Here is a 17,139-nt window from a genome sequence, read left to right on the forward strand (position 1 = left end):
GTGGCGTATTCCTTGACTGTTTCGTGGGGACGCGACATCACAGACGATGTCGCACACTGACAGCCTAAGGAACCGAACCCCCATGCAAAACCTGAATTTGCACCAGCATGCCCGGTGCATTTGCACTGGCTATCATGGTGCCTTCATTCGCCATTCATTGGCGAATAAACCCCGCTCCCGCGCCCAGACAATCGCCTCGCTGCGGCTATGGACATCCAGTTTCGAATACAGCGTCGCCACGTGATTGCGCACGGTGTTGGGCGCCAGCTTCAGGCGCGCGGCGATTTCCTTGTCTGCCAGGCCTTCGCAAATCAGCCCCAGCACGTCGCGCTCCCGGGCCGTCAGCTCGGTGAATGACACACTGGGCACCTGGGCGTTGATACTCTTCACGTTAGCCAATTTTTCAATCAGGGTCCGACTGAACCAGGACGCGTCTTTCATCACCTCCTCGATCGCCGCCACCAGCTCCAGCTCCGAGCGTTTGCGCTCGGTGATGTTCATCAGCACCAGCAGATAGCAAGGCTTGTCCTGGATCAGCACCGTATCGGCGGCCACCTCACAGTCGATGAGTTCGCCGCCCTTCTTGTGCACCTTGACGTCGATACTTGAAACAGCGGCAGCCTTTTCCAACCGGGCAAACAGCGCGGCGCTGGCGTCCTTGGCGAGAAAGCCGATTTCCTCCACGGTTTTGCCCAACAGTTCTTCGCTGGCGTAACCTGTGGTCTGCAGAAACGCCTCGTTGATTTCCAGCAACTGCTGTTCGGCGCTGCACACCAGGGTCGGTACGGGCGACAGGCGGAACGACTTGGCAAAGCGTTCCTCACTCTGGCGCAGCGCCGTTTCTGCCTTGCGTCGCGGCTCCATGTCCATGAAGGAAAACAGCATGCAGTCTTCGTCGTGCAAGTCCAGCGGCTGGCCGGCAACAATCACCTGCTTGCTGGTGCCGTCGGGCAATTTCAACTCGGCCTGCATTTGCGGAATGGTCGCGCCCTGCCCCAGGCGTTCGATGGCCAGGTCGCGCCTTTCGGCGGCTTCAAGCACATCAAGCTCATACACCGAACGCCCGATCACCTGCTCGCGGCTGTAGCCGGTCATCTCCAGGAACCCCGGATTGACCTTGATGTACCGCAGGTCACTGAGGCGGCAGATCACCGCCGGTGCCGGGTTGGCCCCAAAGGTTTTCTCGAAGCGCTGCTCGGCGCTGGCCCATTCGGTGGCATCGCTGAGGATCAGCACGAGCAGTTCCGGCTCGCCGTTGCGGTCGGCCAGCACCATGCTGCGGATGCGATGGACCCAGGTGCGATCCGGGTCGGCCTGGGGCGTGACTTCCACCAGTACATCGCTGAACTCATCGCCACGGGCAACCCGGGCGATGGGGTAGTTGTCGTCGGACAGTGGGTGGTTGTTGCGATAACGCAGATTGAAACGCCGGGCGTATTGCCTCCCCGTGGTGCCCAGCTCACTGAGGTCCTCGACCCCGTGCATCGCCAAGGCCGCCGCGTTGGCCCAGGCAATGGTCTGGTCGACCTCGATCAACATCACCCCGTCGGACAGCCCGGCAATGATCTGCAGCAATTGACGACGGTTGGTATCGGTGGTCGGGACTTGCTGATTCATTGGGTCTCCATGTGGTCAGTAGGTTTCAAGCATGGATGCGTTGAAGGTTACGACCACATGGGTTTGCAATAGTGCATCGATTCCTTCAAGCCGCCATGCGCCCCTCGGCAATCGCCTGGGAGGCGGCCAGCATCGCTCGCAGCAGCACCGCGCAGCCGGCGGCGAGGTCGTCCGGGGCGGCGTTTTCGATTTCGTTGTGGCTGATGCCGCCTTCGCAGGGCACGAAGATCATCCCGGCCGGGCCTAGTTCGGCGAGGAAAATCGCGTCATGGCCGGCCCCGCTGACGATGTCCAGGTGGGACAGGCCCAGCCCTTGGGCAGCGCCGCGTACGGCGTCGACGCAGCCCTTGTCGAAATACAGCGGCGGGAAGTCGGCCGTGGGTTTCAAATCGAAGCTCAGGCCGTGTTGCTGGCAGGTGTCTTCGATCACCTGCTTGACCTCGGCGATCATCGAATCCAGCCGCGCCGGTTCCAGGTGACGAAAGTCCAGGGTCATGCGCACTTCACCAGGGATGACATTGCGCGATCCCGGATAGGCTTGCAGGCAACCGACCGTGCCGCAGGCATGGGGTTGATGACCCAAGGCGGCGCGGTTGACGGCGCCGACGATGATCGAGGCGCCCACCAGGGCGTCCTTGCGTAGGTGCATCGGGGTCGGGCCGGCGTGGGCTTCAACGCCGCGCAAGGTCAGGTCGAACCACTTCTGCCCCAGGGCGCCCATTACTACACCAATGGTCGTGCCCTCGTCTTCGAGGATCGGCCCCTGTTCGATGTGCGCCTCGAAATACGCCCCCACCGGATGCCCACTGACCGGGCGCGAACCCGCATAACCGATGGCATTGAGCGCCTGGCCCACGGTGATGCCTTCGGCGTCGACCTTGGCGAGGGTTTCTTCGAGGGTGAATTTTTCCGCGAACACCCCGGAGCCCATCATGCACGGAGCGAAACGCGAGCCTTCTTCGTTGGTCCACACCACCACTTCCAGCGGTGCTTCGGTTTCGATGTCCAGGTCATTGAGGGTGCGCAGCACTTCCAGCCCGGACAGTACGCCAAAGCAGCCGTCGAACTTGCCACCGGTGGGCTGGGTGTCGATGTGGCTGCCGGTCATTACCGGCGGCAGGTTTGGATTGCGCCCCGGGCGACGGGCGAAGATATTGCCCACCGCATCGATGCTGACGGTGCAGCCCGCCGCCTGGGTCCATTGCACGAACAGGTCGCGGGCCTGGCGGTCGAGGTCGGTCAGGGCCAGCCGGCACACTCCGCCCTTGACCGTGGCACCGAGCTGGGCCAGGTCCATGAGCGATTGCCACAGGCGATCGCGGTTGATGTGCTGATGGGTGGATTGCAGAACGTCGATGGCTGCGTTCATAGGAATCTCCTTCGGGCAGTTCTCTCAATGTCAACGCGGTCCAGTGTGGGAGCGGGCTTGCTCGCGAAGGCGGTGTATCAGCCAGCAATGATGTTGATTGACCCACCGCATTCGCGAGCAAGCCCGCTCCCACAGGAACCGCATTCATCTGTTATTGCAGCGGTGACTTGGCGACAGCCGGGCTGGCCCCCTGCATACTGCACAACCCGTAATAAATCACCCCGCCCAGCGCCGAGCCGGTGAACCAGCCGTAGCTGTAGAACCAGCTGAACGCATCGCTGCCCAGGGACAGCAGCGTCAGCACCACCGGCACGCCAAAGGCGATGAAGCCATTCCAGTTCCACGCCGGGTAAACGTCGTCACGGTACAGCCCGGCCAGGTCCAGTTGCTGTTTCTTGATCAGGAAATAATCCACCACCATGATCCCGGCAATCGGCCCCAACAGGCTCGAATAACCCAGCAGCCAATTGGAATAGACCGACTCCAGGCTGACCTCGGACACGATCAGGCCGAGTTTCTTCAGCAGTTCGTGGGCCATCAGCGCCAACCCCACCAGCCCGGTGAACATCACCGCCTTGGTGCGGCCGATCAGTTTCGGCGCCAGGTTCTGGAAGTCGTTGGTGGGCGAGACGATGTTGGCGGCGGTGTTGGTCGAGAGCGTGGCGACAATGATCAGCACCATCGCCAGCGCCACCCACACTGGGCTCTGGATGTGCCCGATCAAGGTCACCGGGTCGGAGACGGTCACCCCCACCAGTTTTTCCGAGGCCGCGGTCATGACCACGCCGAGGGAAGCGAACAGGAACATGGTCAATGGCAGGCCGATGATCTGCCCCACGATCTGGTCTTTCTGGCTCTTGGCGTAACGGCTGAAGTCCGGAATGTTCAACGACAGTGTGGCCCAGAAACCGACCATCGCCGTCAGGCCGGCAAGGAAGTAGCTGGTCACCCCGGCGCCTTCTGGTCGTTTGGCCGGGACCGCCATCAGTTCAGTCAACGAGACATTGGGTAACGCCCACACCAACAGCCCGGCCCCCACCAGCACCAGTAGCGGTGCAGACAAGGTTTCCAGCCACTTGATCGACTCGGCACCGCGCAGCACCACCCACAGGTTGATGACCCAGAACACCATGAAGCCGATCACTTCGCCGGTGCCACCCAGGCTCTTCCAGCCGTCGAACACCGAGCCGAGAAACAGGTGGATCGCCAGCCCGCCGAACATGGTCTGGATGCCGAACCAGCCACACGCCACCAGCGCGCGAATCAGGCACGGCACGTTGGAGCCAATCACGCCGAAGGACGAGCGCAACAGCACCGGAAACGGAATGCCGTACTTGGTCCCGGCAAAGGCGTTCAGGGTCAGGGGGATCAGCACGATGATGTTGGCAAACAGAATCGCCAGCAGCGCCTCGCCCACCGTCAGGCCGAAATAGGCGGTGAGCACGCCGCCGAGGGTGTAGGTCGGCACGCAGATCGCCATGCCCACCCACAATGCGGTGATGTGCCATTTGTTCCAGGTTCGCTCGTGCACCTTGGTCGGCGCGATATCGTGGTTATAACGGGGGCTGTCGAGGACGTCGCTGCCGGCTTCAAGCTCGAACAACCCGTCGCGCTCAGTCACTGTTGATCTGGTCATGTCCGCTCCACTGTTTTCATTATTTTTGCTCATCGACTGGCGATGGCCGGAGTACTTGCACGCGTGCTACCGACCACCCCGCCAGCCCACGATGGTACTCAATAACCGTGCCGAATAACGCGCCGAGCTGACCGGGTGATCGATATAACCTTCTCAAACATTTGATATCTAAAGATTTAAAGCCAATTAACCGCCCTGCTTCACTTCGTGCTCATCGACTTGAGGCTAGATGACCTGTACGTCCTGTCGAGTTCGAGATTCAAAGTGGTGCACCCCGAATCAAGGCGAGGTGTCTGGACCGCACTTCAAGCGCTTTCAAGCCGCTGATTTACCATGATAAATCTCGCTCAAATAACGATCCTGTCAAGTGCGTCAAAATGGTGAGCACGCTCACCAATTTGGTGATTTTATAATTTAATCCTTTAATTTCAATTACTTAACAATTGAATAAGCTTATAAAAAATAATCTTGCTCATTTCAATAACTCCAGCTAGCGTCTAATCCTGACAGTCGTGACAAGAATGAAAATCTGCACGACGTCGTCACTCAATAACCGTGATCGATAAACATAAAGAACCGGCAACAGTCGGTCATGCCTGCGAGGAACTCGGAATGTCTCTGTTGATCCGTGGTGCCACCGTTATTACCCATGATGAAAGTTATCGCGCCGATGTGTTGTGTGCCGACGGCGTGATCAAGGCCATTGGTGAAAACCTGGATGTTCCAGCCGGCGTCGAAGTGCTCGATGGCAGCGGCCAATACCTGATGCCCGGCGGCATCGACCCTCATACGCACATGCAGTTGCCGTTCATGGGCACGGTCGCCAGTGAAGACTTCTTCAGCGGCACGGCGGCAGGCCTCGCCGGCGGCACCACCTCGATCATCGACTTCGTGATTCCCAACCCCCAGCAATCGCTGATGGAAGCCTTTCATCAATGGCGTGGCTGGGCCGAGAAAAGCGCCAGCGACTACGGTTTTCACGTGGCAATCACCTGGTGGAGCGAGCAGGTTCGTGAAGAAATGGCCGAACTGGTCAGCCATCACGGCGTGAACAGCTTCAAGCATTTCATGGCTTACAAGAATGCGATCATGGCCGCCGACGACACCTTGGTGGCGAGCTTCGAGCGCTGCCTGGAATTGGGCGCTGTGCCCACCGTGCACGCCGAGAACGGTGAACTGGTCTATCACCTGCAACGCAAGCTGCTGGCCCAGGGCATCACCGGTCCCGAAGCCCATCCGCTGTCGCGGCCCTCGCAAGTGGAAGGCGAAGCCGCGAGCCGCGCCATCCGCATCGCCGAAACCTTGGGCACGCCGCTGTACCTGGTGCACGTGTCCACCAAGGAAGCACTGGACGAAATCACCTACGCCCGCAGCAAGGGCCAACCGGTCTACGGTGAAGTACTCGCCGGGCACCTGTTGCTGGACGACAGCGTCTATCGCGACCCGGACTGGCAGACCGCCGCCGGCTATGTGATGAGCCCGCCCTTCCGTCCGCGCGGGCATCAAGAGGCACTCTGGCACGGCTTGCAGTCCGGCAACCTGCACACCACCGCCACCGACCACTGCTGCTTCTGTGCCGAACAGAAAGCCGCCGGCCGTGACGACTTCAGCAAGATCCCCAACGGCACCGCCGGTATCGAAGACCGCATGGCGGTGCTCTGGGACGAAGGGGTCAACAGCGGCAAATTGTCGATGCAGGACTTCGTCGCCCTCACCTCCACCAACACCGCGAAGATCTTCAACCTCTACCCACGCAAAGGGGCGATCCGCGTCGGCGCCGATGCCGACCTGGTGCTCTGGGACCCGCAAGGCAGTCGCACGATTTCCGCCAAGACCCACCATCAGCAAGTGGACTTCAACATCTTCGAAGGCAAGACCGTACGCGGCGTGCCCAGCCACACCATCAGCCAGGGTCGGCTGGTCTGGGCCGATGGCGACCTGCGGGCCGAACGCGGCGCCGGGCGCTACATCGAACGGCCGGCGTATCCGGCGGTGTTCGATTTGCTGAGCAAGCGGGCGGAGTTGAATAAGCCAACCGCCGTGAAACGCTGAAATCGAGGCCTTCGGCCTTCGCGAGCAAGCCCGCTCCCACACTGAATCTCGGGCAGGCACAGAATCTGTGTACACAACAGATTCCATGTGGGAGCGGGCTTGCTCGCGAAGGCGTCAGTCCAGACAACGAAAAAAACCACTGCCCACCAGAGGCAGCACCTCAAACACCGTGAGGCCCATTCCATGATCCAGCCCTTGAGTCACCTCCCCCATTCCCAGGAAGACCCGGCCACCCTCGCCGCTCGCTTCAGCGACCTGGCTCCGCCACTCAACGCGCGCCAGGCCCACCTGGAAGCGTCCCGGTGCCTGTACTGCTACGACGCGCCGTGTGTGAATGCTTGCCCAAGCGAGATCGACATTCCCTCGTTCATCCGCAACATCCACCAGGACAACGTCCAAGGCGCGGCGCAGAAGATTCTGTCGGCCAACATCCTCGGCGGCAGTTGCGCCCGGGTCTGCCCCACCGAGGTCCTGTGCCAGCAAGCCTGCGTGCGCAACAACGCCCATGAATGCGCGCCGGTGTTGATCGGCTCGCTACAACGCTACGCGGTGGACAACGCCCACTTCAGCGAACACCCGTTCCAGCGAGCCGCCGCCACCGGCAAGCGCATCGCCGTGGTCGGGGCTGGGCCGGCGGGGTTGTCGTGTGCGCATCGCAGCGCAATGCACGGCCATGAGGTGGTGATGTTCGAAGCCCGGGACAAAGCCGGTGGCCTCAACGAATACGGGATCGCCAAGTACAAACTGGTGGACGATTACGCCCAACGTGAACTGGACTTCCTGCTGGAGATCGGCGGCATCGAAATCCGCCACGGTCAGAAACTCGGCGAGAACCTGAGCCTGAGCGACCTGCACCAACAGTTCGACGCAGTGTTCCTCGGCCTCGGCCTGGCCGCCAGCAAACAACTGGGCCTGAGCGATGAACAGGCTCCGGGGCTGCTGGCCGCCACCGAGTACATCCGCGAACTGCGCCAGGCCGACGACCTCAGCCAGTTGCCCCTGGCCGACCGTTGCATCGTCCTCGGCGCCGGTAACACCGCCATCGACATGGCCGTGCAAATGGCTCGGCTCGGCGCCCGGGACGTCAACCTGGTCTACCGTCGCGGCCTTGAAGACATGGGCGCCACCTTGCACGAGCAAGACATCGCCAAGGCCAATCAGGTACGCCTGCTGACCTGGGCCCAACCGCAACAGGTGTTGCTCGACGACACCGGGCATGTGTGCGGCATGCGCTTCTCTCGCACGCATCTGGAGAACGGTCGGCTGGTCATCGGCACCGACACCTTCGACCTGCCCGCCGACGCCATTTTCAAAGCCATCGGCCAAGCCTTCGACGACAACGCGCTGGTGGATCCGCTGGCCCGGGAACTCAAGCGCCAGGACGGGCGGATTTTGGTGGACGAACACCTGCGCACCAGCATTCCCGGTGTCTACGCCGGCGGCGACTGCACCAGCCTGGATCAAGACCTCACCGTGCAGGCCGTGCAGCACGGCAAGCTCGCCGCCGAGGCGATCAACGCTCAATTGATGCTCAACGTGGAGGCTGCGTAAATGGCCGATCTATCGATTGTCTTCGCCGGCATCAAAGCCCCCAATCCGTTCTGGCTGGCCTCCGCGCCCCCCACCGACAAGGCCTACAACGTCGTGCGTGCCTTCGAGGCCGGCTGGGGTGGAGTGGTCTGGAAAACCCTCGGGGAGGATCCGGCAGCGGTGAACGTGTCCTCGCGCTATTCGGCCCACTACGGTGCCAATCGCGAGGTATTGGGCATCAATAACATCGAGCTGATCACCGACCGTTCGCTGGAGATCAACCTGCGGGAAATCACCCAGGTGAAGAAGGACTGGCCGGACCGGGCGTTGATCGTGTCGCTGATGGTGCCCTGCGTCGAAGAGTCCTGGAAACGCATCCTGCCTTTGGTGGAAGCCACCGGCGCCGACGGCATCGAGCTGAACTTCGGTTGCCCCCACGGCATGCCGGAACGGGGCATGGGCGCGGCGGTCGGCCAGGTGCCGGAATACGTCGAGCAGGTGACCCGCTGGTGCAAGACCTATTGTTCGCTGCCGGTGATCGTCAAGCTCACGCCGAACATCACCGACATCCGCGTCGCCGCCCGCGCGGCCCATCGCGGCGGTGCGGATGCGGTGTCATTGATCAACACCATCAACTCCATCACCAGCGTCGATTTGGACCGCATGGTCGCCCTGCCCAGCGTCGGCAGCCAGAGCACCCATGGCGGTTATTGCGGTTCGGCGGTCAAGCCGATCGCGCTGAACATGGTCGCCGAAATCGCCCGTGACCCACAGACCCAAGGTTTGCCGATTTGCGGCATCGGCGGCATCGGCAGTTGGCGCGACGCCGCCGAATTCATCGCCCTGGGCAGCGGCGCGGTGCAGGTTTGCACGGCGGCGATGCTGCATGGTTTTCGCATCGTCGAAGAGATGAAGGACGGCCTGTCGCGCTGGATGGACGATCACGGGCACGCCAACCTCCAGGCGTTTTCCGGTCGCGCGGTGGGCAACACCACCGATTGGAAGTACTTGGACATCAACTACCAGGTCATCGCCAAGATCGATCAACAAGCCTGCATCGGATGCGGCCGCTGCCACATCGCCTGCGAGGACACCTCACACCAGGCCATCGCCAGTCTCAAGCAGGCTGACGGCACCCATAAATATGAAGTGATCGATGACGAATGCGTGGGCTGCAACCTGTGCCAAATCACCTGCCCGGTGCAGGACTGCATCGAGATGGTGACGGTGGACACCGGCAAGCCGTTCCTGGATTGGAATCATGATCCGCGTAATCCCTATCATGTCACCGCTTGAAATTTGAGGTGCCTGGGCTGGCCTCTTCGCGAGCAAGCCCGCTCCCACAGTGGATTGCGGTCGTTCACAAATATTGTGCTCACTGCAGATCAAGTGTGGGAGCGGGCTTGCTCGCGAAAGGGCCATCAGCCACACCACAAATCTCAAGGCGCCCCCCTCTTGACTAACAGTTCTGCTAGTAGACGCCACTGAAAAATTCCCTGAGCCTGACACTGCCGAATCCATCCGCAAGAGCCAAGCCCATGTCGACGTCATCGATGAAGATACTGTGCCGCTACCAATACGACCCACTGGACCGCCTGACCGGCTTGAGGCCTGCGGAGCACGTGGGCACGCAACGTTTTTATCAAACCGATGATTTGGTCAATGAGATCGAGGGCCAGATACAACTCACGATCCTTCGCCATGAAGCCCAGCCGCTGGCGCAAAGACTGAACATCGCCAACGTCGCCGAGACGACGCTGTTGGCAACGGATCAACAACGTTCGGTGCTGCAAACCCTGACGGCCACAGACACCCGACACCTGGTCTATACCGCATACGGGCACCAGCCTGCTGAAAGTGGCTTGAGCAGCTTGCTCGGGTTCAACGGTGAACGGCCTGATCCAATAACCGGACACTATTTGCTGGGACAGGGTAATCGGGCTTTTAATCCGGTGTTGATGCGGTTTAATAGCCCGGATGAGTTGAGTCCGTTTGGGGATGGGGGGATTAATCCGTATGCTTATTGTGGAGGGGATCCGGTTAATCGGTATGATCCGAGTGGGAATATTTTTCATGTAATAAACCCACGGAGCCTCCCACCAAGAACTCCAACATTAATGCAGACATTCCCAAACCGAATACTGAGACCTACTGCCCAGACGATCCAAAAAACAAGAGCAGCCCCGAAAAAAATATGGCTCGATCAGTACTCCCAAACCCAGTCAGCTACTATTTCCGAGGAACCATCTGCACTGCCTGCCGAGCTACCGTTTACGCCACTTACACCTATGAATGCCCCAGAAACCCCACCCCACACAAGAAACATGATAAACCGACTAGCCCATGAAGGAAGAGAGTACGACAAAGCGATAGAAACACACCCAGCCATGCGTACATGGACAGATACTCCAACGCGAAATGAATACAATTTAGCCAAAGAACGCCTCAGAAGACTTATCGCTGAACGTGCATCAGAGAAAAAAATTAAACTAGCAGAAGCGGAGCTTACGCTCGCTCAATGGAAGGCAAAAAGCAGTGACCTTTATAAATTTCTGAAAACTCACAACTCGGAAATTCGCAGGCGATAAAGGCGAAGGCAACTCATTTTCAACTTTATACACTGCCGCGCACCAACTTGATGAGTTAGTTATGGCTCCAACCCAATCCCCCGCAAAATCACACTGGTCACCGTCTGCACCGCCCGTTCGAATTGCATGTCCGACAGCGGCTGATGATCATTGAGGATGTTGATCTGGTGGTCGAAGTCGGCGTAGTGCTGGGTCGAGGCCCAGATCATGTAGAGCAGGCTTGAAGGCTCCACCGGGAGGATGCGTTTGTCCTCCACCCATTGGCGGATTTTCGCTTCCTTCATCTTCGCCCAGTCATAGAGGCTGGCGTCCAGCGCCTGGCCCAGCGTCGGGGCGCCGTGGATGATTTCGTTGGCCCAGACCTTGGAGCCGTAGGGTCGGCTGCGGGAGTGGTTCATCTTGGCGCGGATGTAGCTGCTGAGCACCACCCGGGGGTCGTCGAACATTTCGAAACACAAGGCGTCCTGCTTCCAGACTTCCAGCAGATCGAACAGCACGGCGCTGTACAGCTCGCTCTTGGTGCTGAAGTAGTAATGCAGGTTGGAACGGGGCAATTGCACTTCGGCGGCGATGTCGGCCATGGCGGTACTGCCGAAGCCTTTCTCGGCAAAGACCTTCTCGGCGGCCAACAGGATTTTCTCGACGTTACTGCGACGAATCTCGATCTTGTGATTGCCCATGAGGGCTCCCTGGCAACAGCGTTGGTCAAGACTAGCATTCACCCAACTTTGAAAACACTGGGGATCCCTGTGGGGCAGCTTTTGTGGCGAGGGAGCTTGCTCCCGCTCGGCTGCGCAGCAGTCGTAAACCGGCTGGCGCGGTGTTCCTGGAAAACCGCGCCAGTCCATTTTGGGGCTGCTGCGCAGCCCAGCGGGAGCAAGCTCCCTCGCCACTAAAGCGGGTTTTGCGCTATGTCGACGGGCGCGCTTCGACGTTATCCAGCGCACGATTCGCCAGCATTGCGCTCAGTTCAATCAGTTGCTGGATGCCCAGGGCAATGTGGCGCCTGGGCCCTTCCAGGTCGAAGGCCAGGTCACTGACCATGGCGTTGGCCGAGGCCAGGTTTTCGCTGAGGTTGGCGAGCAGGGTTTCGGTGTCGACACCTTTGACGACGGTGAAGAGCTGGCCGGCCGCAGCATCGGCTTCGGGTTTGTCCGGTTTGGGGTTCAGGTAATAGTCGAGGGCGCGCTCGGCGGCTTCGTCGAGTTTTTGGGTATTGGTTTTTTTGCGCGGTGAAGTCGGATCGGTGTCCGGTGGGTTGGGGGTTGCTTTGAACATAAATGGAATCTCATGTGGAATTGGAGGAACCATCACCCTCGCTACCAAACGAAGGGTGGCGGCCATACGAAGGTTGGTAGACCGGTCCACATGAACACCGGCGCGCTCGAGAGCGCCCTACGCATGGCCACCATTGATACAAATGCTGAGATGCACCTGTAAAAAGTGAAGCTGTGCGTCATGTAGAGAGTCCGGGCTACCAAACCCGATCGCTGATTCAATCAGCGACCCGGAAACGATAAAGCCCTGCCCCCAGGGCGCACAAGCCGGCGGATTCTGGCGCAGTTGTAGGCAACGGCGCAAGACAACGTAGCCCGATCCCGAACGATCCTACATCTGGATAAACACGCCCCCCTGTTGCACTGGAAGCCTGGGTTAACAAAACACCTGTGGCGAGGGAGCTTGCTCCCGCTGGGTGGCGAAGCCGCCCCAAAAAACTCTGCGTTGACAAAAAAACTGGGGCCTGCTGCGCAGTCCAGCGGGAGCAAGCTCCCTCGCCACAAGAGCCCGCTTAAGCCTTCCGATCACCAACATTCGACTAATGTCTTAGACCAGTCATCGCACAACCAAGCACCCTCCCCGCTATTCTCAAACCTCGAATTTGCCCCGGCACCACGGCCTGCGATCTTGAACTCGATCGGTGACAACCACTGAAATGCCTCATTTTGAAGCACCCTCAAGTTGGATATTTCCGATAATGGCCAGTTGACAACGAGGAGCGGCTTCCAAATAATCCTCGTCATGTTGTACGACGACGTATGACAAATAAAAACAACAAAAAAGTAGGGAGCGTCATAGTGAGCACACGTGTCCGTTTTTCGCCCGACAACCGTCCAAACCGCCGTACCCTTCTCAACGCCAGCCCCACGCTGCTACTACTCGGCTGCAGCAGCCTTGCCGCGTTTCTGCCCACCACCGCCAACGCCGAAGGCTTCGTCGATGATGCCAAGGCCACGCTGAACTTGCGCAACGCCTATTTCAACCGCAACTTCGTCAACGACAATGCCGCTCAAGGCAAAGCCGAGGAATGGACTCAGAGTTTTATCCTCGACGCCAAGTCCGGCTTCACCCAGGGCACGGTCGGTTTCGGCGTGGATGTGCTGGGCATGTACTCGGTCAAGCTCGACGGCGGCCGTGGCACGGCCGGTACGCAATTGCTGCCTGTGCATGATGATGGTCGCCCCGCCGACGACTTCGGTCGCCTGGGCGTGGCCCTCAAGGGCAAGGTGTCGAAGACCGAACTGAAGGTCGGTGAATGGATGCCGGTGCTGCCGATCCTGCGTTCCGACGATGGCCGCTCCCTGCCGCAAACCTTCCGCGGCGGCCAGGTGACCTCCACCGAAATCAACGGCCTGAGTCTCTACGGCGGCCAGTTCCGCGCCAACAGCCCGCGCAACGACGCGAGCATGGAAGACATGTCGATGAACGGCCGCGGCGCGTTCACCTCCGACCGTTTCAACTTCGGCGGCGGTGAGTACGCCTTCAACGAAAAACGCACCCAGGTCGGCGTCTGGTACTCGGAACTGTCCGACATCTACCAGCAAAAATATTTCAACCTGACCCACAGCCAGCCTATCGGCGACTGGACCCTGGGCGCCAACCTCGGCTACTTCATCGGCAAGGAAGACGGCAGCGCCCTGGCCGGCGACCTGGACAACAAAACCGCGTTCGCCATGCTCTCGGCCAAATACGGTGGCAACACCTTCTACGTCGGTCTGCAAAAACTCAGCGGCGATGACGCCTGGATGCGCGTCAACGGCACCAGCGGCGGCACCCTGGCCAACGACAGCTACAACTCCAGCTACGACAACGCCCAGGAAAAATCCTGGCAAGTGCGCCACGACTTCAACTTCGCCGCCGTCGGCGTGCCGGGCCTGACCCTGATGAACCGCTACATCAGCGGCGACAACGTGCACACCGCCACGGTCGACGATGGCAAGGAATGGGGCCGTGAAACCGAACTGGCCTACACCGTGCAGAGCGGCGCGCTCAAGAGCCTCAATGTGAAATGGCGTAACGCATCGATTCGTCGCGACTTCAGCACCAACGAATTCGACGAGAACCGTATCTTCATCAGCTACCCGCTTTCGCTCCTGTAATACCAGGACCCATTGCCATGAGCACATCCCATGGCAACCTGCGGCAAGGACGCCGATCCAGAGCGGTTCGTCGATCAAACGTTGACAAGGTAGCGGAAGGATAAGGATATTCCCTCTCGGTCGTACGACAACTTATAACAACTGTACCTCTCATTGTTTGCTCAGGTAATGCCATGACCACGACACAGATTCGCCACCCCTTCAATCGCCTCCTATTGACCGGTGCCGCTGGCGGCCTTGGCAAAGTCTTGCGCGAACGCCTCAAGCCTTACGCCCGCCAGATTCGCCTGTCGGACATCGCCAACATGGCCCCGGCCATCGACGAAAGCGAAGAAGTGGTGCCGTGCGACCTGTCGGACAAGCAGGCCGTGCACCAACTGGTCGAAGGCGTCGACGCCATCCTGCACTTCGGTGGTGTTTCGGTGGAGCGTCCGTTCGAAGAGATCCTCGGCGCCAACATCAGCGGCGTGTTCCACATTTATGAAGCCGCCCGCAAACACGGCGTCAAGCGGGTGATTTTCGCCAGCTCCAACCACGTCATCGGCTTCTACAAACAAGACCAGACCATCGACGCCCTCTGCCCTCGACGCCCGGATGGCTACTACGGCCTGTCCAAGTCCTACGGCGAAGACGTCGCCAACTTCTACTTCGATCGCTACGGCATCGAGACCGTCAGCATCCGCATCGGTTCGTCGTTCCCCGAACCGCAGAACCGCCGGATGATGAGCACTTGGCTGAGCTTCGACGACCTCACCCAACTGATCGAATGCTCGCTCTACACGCCGAAAGTCGGTCACACCGTGGTCTACGGCATGTCCGCCAACCGCGACGTCTGGTGGGACAACAGCCACGCCGCGCACTTGGGCTACCAGCCCAAGGACACCTCGGAAATCTTCCGCGCCAAGGTCGAAGCGCAGCCGATGCCGGCCGCCGATGACCCAGCCATGGTTTACCAGGGTGGCGCCTTTGTGGCGGCCGGCCCATTCGACAACTGATTCGCTGTTTTTCATGGGATACGCACGCACAAAGGAATCACCATGCAAGCCGAACTGATTGTCGATGCACGCAACGCCGTCGGGGAGAGCCCGGTGTGGGTCCCCGAGGAAAACGCCCTGTATTGGGTGGACATCCCCAGCGGTGGCCTGCAACGCTGGAGTGCCAGCAGCGGAAAAATCCAGGGCTGGGAAACCCCTGAAATGCTCGCCTGCATTGCCCGTCACCAGGACGGCGGTTGGGTAGCGGGCATGGAGAGCGGCTTCTTTCGCCTGCACCCCCATGATGACGGCAGCCTGGACAGCGAACTGTGCGCAAGCGTGGAACACAGCCGCGCCGACATGCGCCTCAACGATGGCCGTTGCGACCGCCAGGGCCGCTTCTGGGCCGGCAGCATGGTGTTGAACATGGGCGCCAACGCGGACGCAGGCCAGATGTATCGCTACGAGGCAGGCCAGCGCAGCCCGGTCGAGGCGCAACTGAGCGGTTTCATAGTGCCCAATGGCCTGGGCTTCAGCCCGGACGGACGCACGATGTACCTCTCCGATTCACACCCGCTGGTTCAGCAGATCTGGGCTTTCGACTACGACATTGACAGCGGCACGCCGTCCAACCGGCGGCTGTTCGTCGACATGATGCCGTTGGCCGGGCGCCCGGATGGCGCGGCGGTGGATGCCGACGGTTGCTATTGGATCTGCGCCAACGATGCCGGGCTGATTCACCGTTTCACCCCGGACGGACGCCTAGACCGTTCACTGGAGGTGCCGGTGAAGAAGCCGACCATGTGCGCCTTTGGCGGCAGTCGCCTGGACACCCTCTTCGTCACCTCGATCCGCCCGGGTGACGACACCGACCCGCAATCGCTGGCCGGCGGCGTGTTCGCCCTTAACCCAGGGATCAAGGGCCTGGCTGAACCCGCTTTCGGAGGACGGAAACACTCCGCGAACTGATCTGCTTTGCTGCTTCACATCGATAGACATAAAAACAACAACACTGGAGATTGACCATGAATTTCAAACGCACGCTTCTGATCGCAGCCCTGCCCCTGGCCTTCCTGGCCCAGGCGGCACACGCCCTGGACATCAAGATCGCCGACATCCACCCCAAGGGCTACCCGACCGTGGTCGCCGAGGAATCCATGGGTAAAACCCTGGAAAAGGAGAGCAACGGCGAGCTGAAATTCAAGTATTTCCCAGGCGGCGTGCTGGGCTCTGAAAAAGAAGTCATCGAGCAGATGCAAGCCGGCGCGATCCAGATGTCCCGGGTGAGCCTGGGCATCGTTGGCCCTGTGGTGCCGGACGTGAACGTCTTCAACATGCCGTTCATCTTCCGCGACCAGGCCCACATGCGCGCCGTCATCGACGGTGACGTTGGCGATGCGATTCTCGACCGGATCACCAATTCCGAGTTCGGCCTGGTGGCCCTGGCCTGGATGGACGGCGGCACCCGCAACGTCTACAGCAAGAAACCGGTGCGCACGCTCGAAGACATGAAAGGCATGAAACTTCGCGTAATGGGCAACCCGATGTTCATCGAGACCTTCAACGCCATGGGCGCCAACGGCATCGCCATGGACACCGGCGAAATCTTCAGTGCCTTGCAGACCGGCGTGATCGACGGCGCGGAAAACAACCCACCGACCATGCTCGAACACAACCACTACCAGAACGCCAAGTACTACAGCCTGACCGGTCACCTGATCCTGCCCGAGCCGATCGTGATGTCGAAAATCACCTGGGAAAAACTGACTCCTGATCAACAGGTGATGGTCAAGAAAGCCGCCAAGGCTGCCCAGGCAGAAGAGCGCGAGCTGTGGGACAAGAAGTCCGCCGCCAGTGAAGAAAAACTCAAGGCCGCCGGCGTCGAGTTCATCACCGTGGACAAAAAACCTTTCTACGACGCCACCGCACCGATCCGGGCCAAATACGGCGCGCCGTATGCCGACCTGATCAAGCGTATCGAAGCCGTCCAGTAAAG

The 17,139-nt window shown here is 60.0% G+C and carries 13 protein-coding genes; 8 read left to right on the forward strand and 5 right to left on the reverse strand.

Features of this window, described 5'->3' with window-relative positions:
* Nucleotides 1–132 precede the first annotated feature (132 nt).
* The 3 genes from HU749_RS18065 to HU749_RS18075 all read right to left on the reverse strand — a co-directional run bounded on the left by HU749_RS18065 (nucleotide 133) and on the right by HU749_RS18075 (nucleotide 4,622).
* The gene (locus HU749_RS18065) at nucleotides 133–1,617 is read right to left on the reverse strand and encodes a helix-turn-helix transcriptional regulator (RefSeq protein ID WP_046064008.1); all 1,485 of its coding nucleotides are present in this window, start codon (nucleotides 1,615–1,617) and stop codon (nucleotides 133–135) included.
* A gap of 85 nt (nucleotides 1,618–1,702) precedes the next feature.
* Nucleotides 1,703–2,986 (reverse strand): Zn-dependent hydrolase, encoded by a 1,284-nt coding sequence (locus tag HU749_RS18070; protein WP_079302343.1) that lies wholly within the window; start codon nucleotides 2,984–2,986, stop codon nucleotides 1,703–1,705.
* A 151-nt stretch (nucleotides 2,987–3,137) separates the two neighbouring features.
* On the reverse strand, nucleotides 3,138–4,622 hold the full coding sequence (locus HU749_RS18075; protein WP_186651994.1) for an NCS1 family nucleobase:cation symporter-1: 1,485 nt from the start codon (nucleotides 4,620–4,622) through the stop codon (nucleotides 3,138–3,140).
* A gap of 612 nt (nucleotides 4,623–5,234) precedes the next feature.
* On the opposite strand from HU749_RS18075, the gene hydA reads away from it, so the two are divergent.
* The 4 genes from hydA to HU749_RS29280 all read left to right on the forward strand — a co-directional run bounded on the left by hydA (nucleotide 5,235) and on the right by HU749_RS29280 (nucleotide 10,792).
* Complete coding sequence (hydA, locus tag HU749_RS18080; RefSeq protein ID WP_186651993.1) at nucleotides 5,235–6,674, forward strand: dihydropyrimidinase; 1,440 nt, start codon at nucleotides 5,235–5,237, stop codon at nucleotides 6,672–6,674.
* 183 nt (nucleotides 6,675–6,857) lie between these two features.
* A complete protein-coding gene (locus HU749_RS18085; protein ID WP_186651991.1) occupies nucleotides 6,858–8,225 on the forward strand; it encodes an NAD(P)-dependent oxidoreductase in 1,368 nt (455 codons plus the stop codon).
* Nucleotides 8,226–9,500 (forward strand): NAD-dependent dihydropyrimidine dehydrogenase subunit PreA, encoded by a 1,275-nt coding sequence (gene preA / locus HU749_RS18090; RefSeq protein WP_014337854.1) that lies wholly within the window; start codon nucleotides 8,226–8,228, stop codon nucleotides 9,498–9,500. It begins immediately after the preceding gene.
* 242 nt (nucleotides 9,501–9,742) lie between these two features.
* On the forward strand, nucleotides 9,743–10,792 hold the full coding sequence (locus HU749_RS29280) for an RHS repeat-associated core domain-containing protein (protein ID WP_225919102.1): 1,050 nt from the start codon (nucleotides 9,743–9,745) through the stop codon (nucleotides 10,790–10,792).
* 59 nt (nucleotides 10,793–10,851) lie between these two features.
* Here the strand turns inward: HU749_RS29280 and HU749_RS18100 are convergent, their stop codons facing one another.
* Entirely contained in the window at nucleotides 10,852–11,472 is a 621-nt protein-coding gene (locus HU749_RS18100) for a TetR/AcrR family transcriptional regulator (protein WP_003202912.1), read from the reverse strand.
* A 229-nt stretch (nucleotides 11,473–11,701) separates the two neighbouring features.
* Nucleotides 11,702–12,070: a DUF6124 family protein gene (locus HU749_RS18105; RefSeq protein ID WP_095963249.1), complete on the reverse strand. Its 369-nt coding sequence runs from the start codon at nucleotides 12,068–12,070 to the stop codon at nucleotides 11,702–11,704.
* 797 nt (nucleotides 12,071–12,867) lie between these two features.
* On the opposite strand from HU749_RS18105, the gene HU749_RS18110 reads away from it, so the two are divergent.
* The 4 genes from HU749_RS18110 to HU749_RS18125 all read left to right on the forward strand — a co-directional run bounded on the left by HU749_RS18110 (nucleotide 12,868) and on the right by HU749_RS18125 (nucleotide 17,137).
* Nucleotides 12,868–14,169: an OprD family porin gene (locus tag HU749_RS18110; protein WP_217870545.1), complete on the forward strand. Its 1,302-nt coding sequence runs from the start codon at nucleotides 12,868–12,870 to the stop codon at nucleotides 14,167–14,169.
* Nucleotides 14,170–14,342: 173 nt separating this feature from the next.
* On the forward strand, nucleotides 14,343–15,164 hold the full coding sequence (locus HU749_RS18115; RefSeq protein WP_079302350.1) for an NAD-dependent epimerase/dehydratase family protein: 822 nt from the start codon (nucleotides 14,343–14,345) through the stop codon (nucleotides 15,162–15,164).
* A 42-nt stretch (nucleotides 15,165–15,206) separates the two neighbouring features.
* On the forward strand, nucleotides 15,207–16,112 hold the full coding sequence (locus HU749_RS18120; RefSeq protein ID WP_186649949.1) for an SMP-30/gluconolactonase/LRE family protein: 906 nt from the start codon (nucleotides 15,207–15,209) through the stop codon (nucleotides 16,110–16,112).
* Nucleotides 16,113–16,168: 56 nt separating this feature from the next.
* Nucleotides 16,169–17,137 (forward strand): TRAP transporter substrate-binding protein, encoded by a 969-nt coding sequence (locus HU749_RS18125; protein WP_014337848.1) that lies wholly within the window; start codon nucleotides 16,169–16,171, stop codon nucleotides 17,135–17,137.
* Nucleotides 17,138–17,139 lie beyond the last annotated feature (2 nt).

The organism is Pseudomonas ogarae (assembly GCF_014268695.2).
Taxonomy (GTDB): domain Bacteria; phylum Pseudomonadota; class Gammaproteobacteria; order Pseudomonadales; family Pseudomonadaceae; genus Aquipseudomonas; species Aquipseudomonas kilonensis.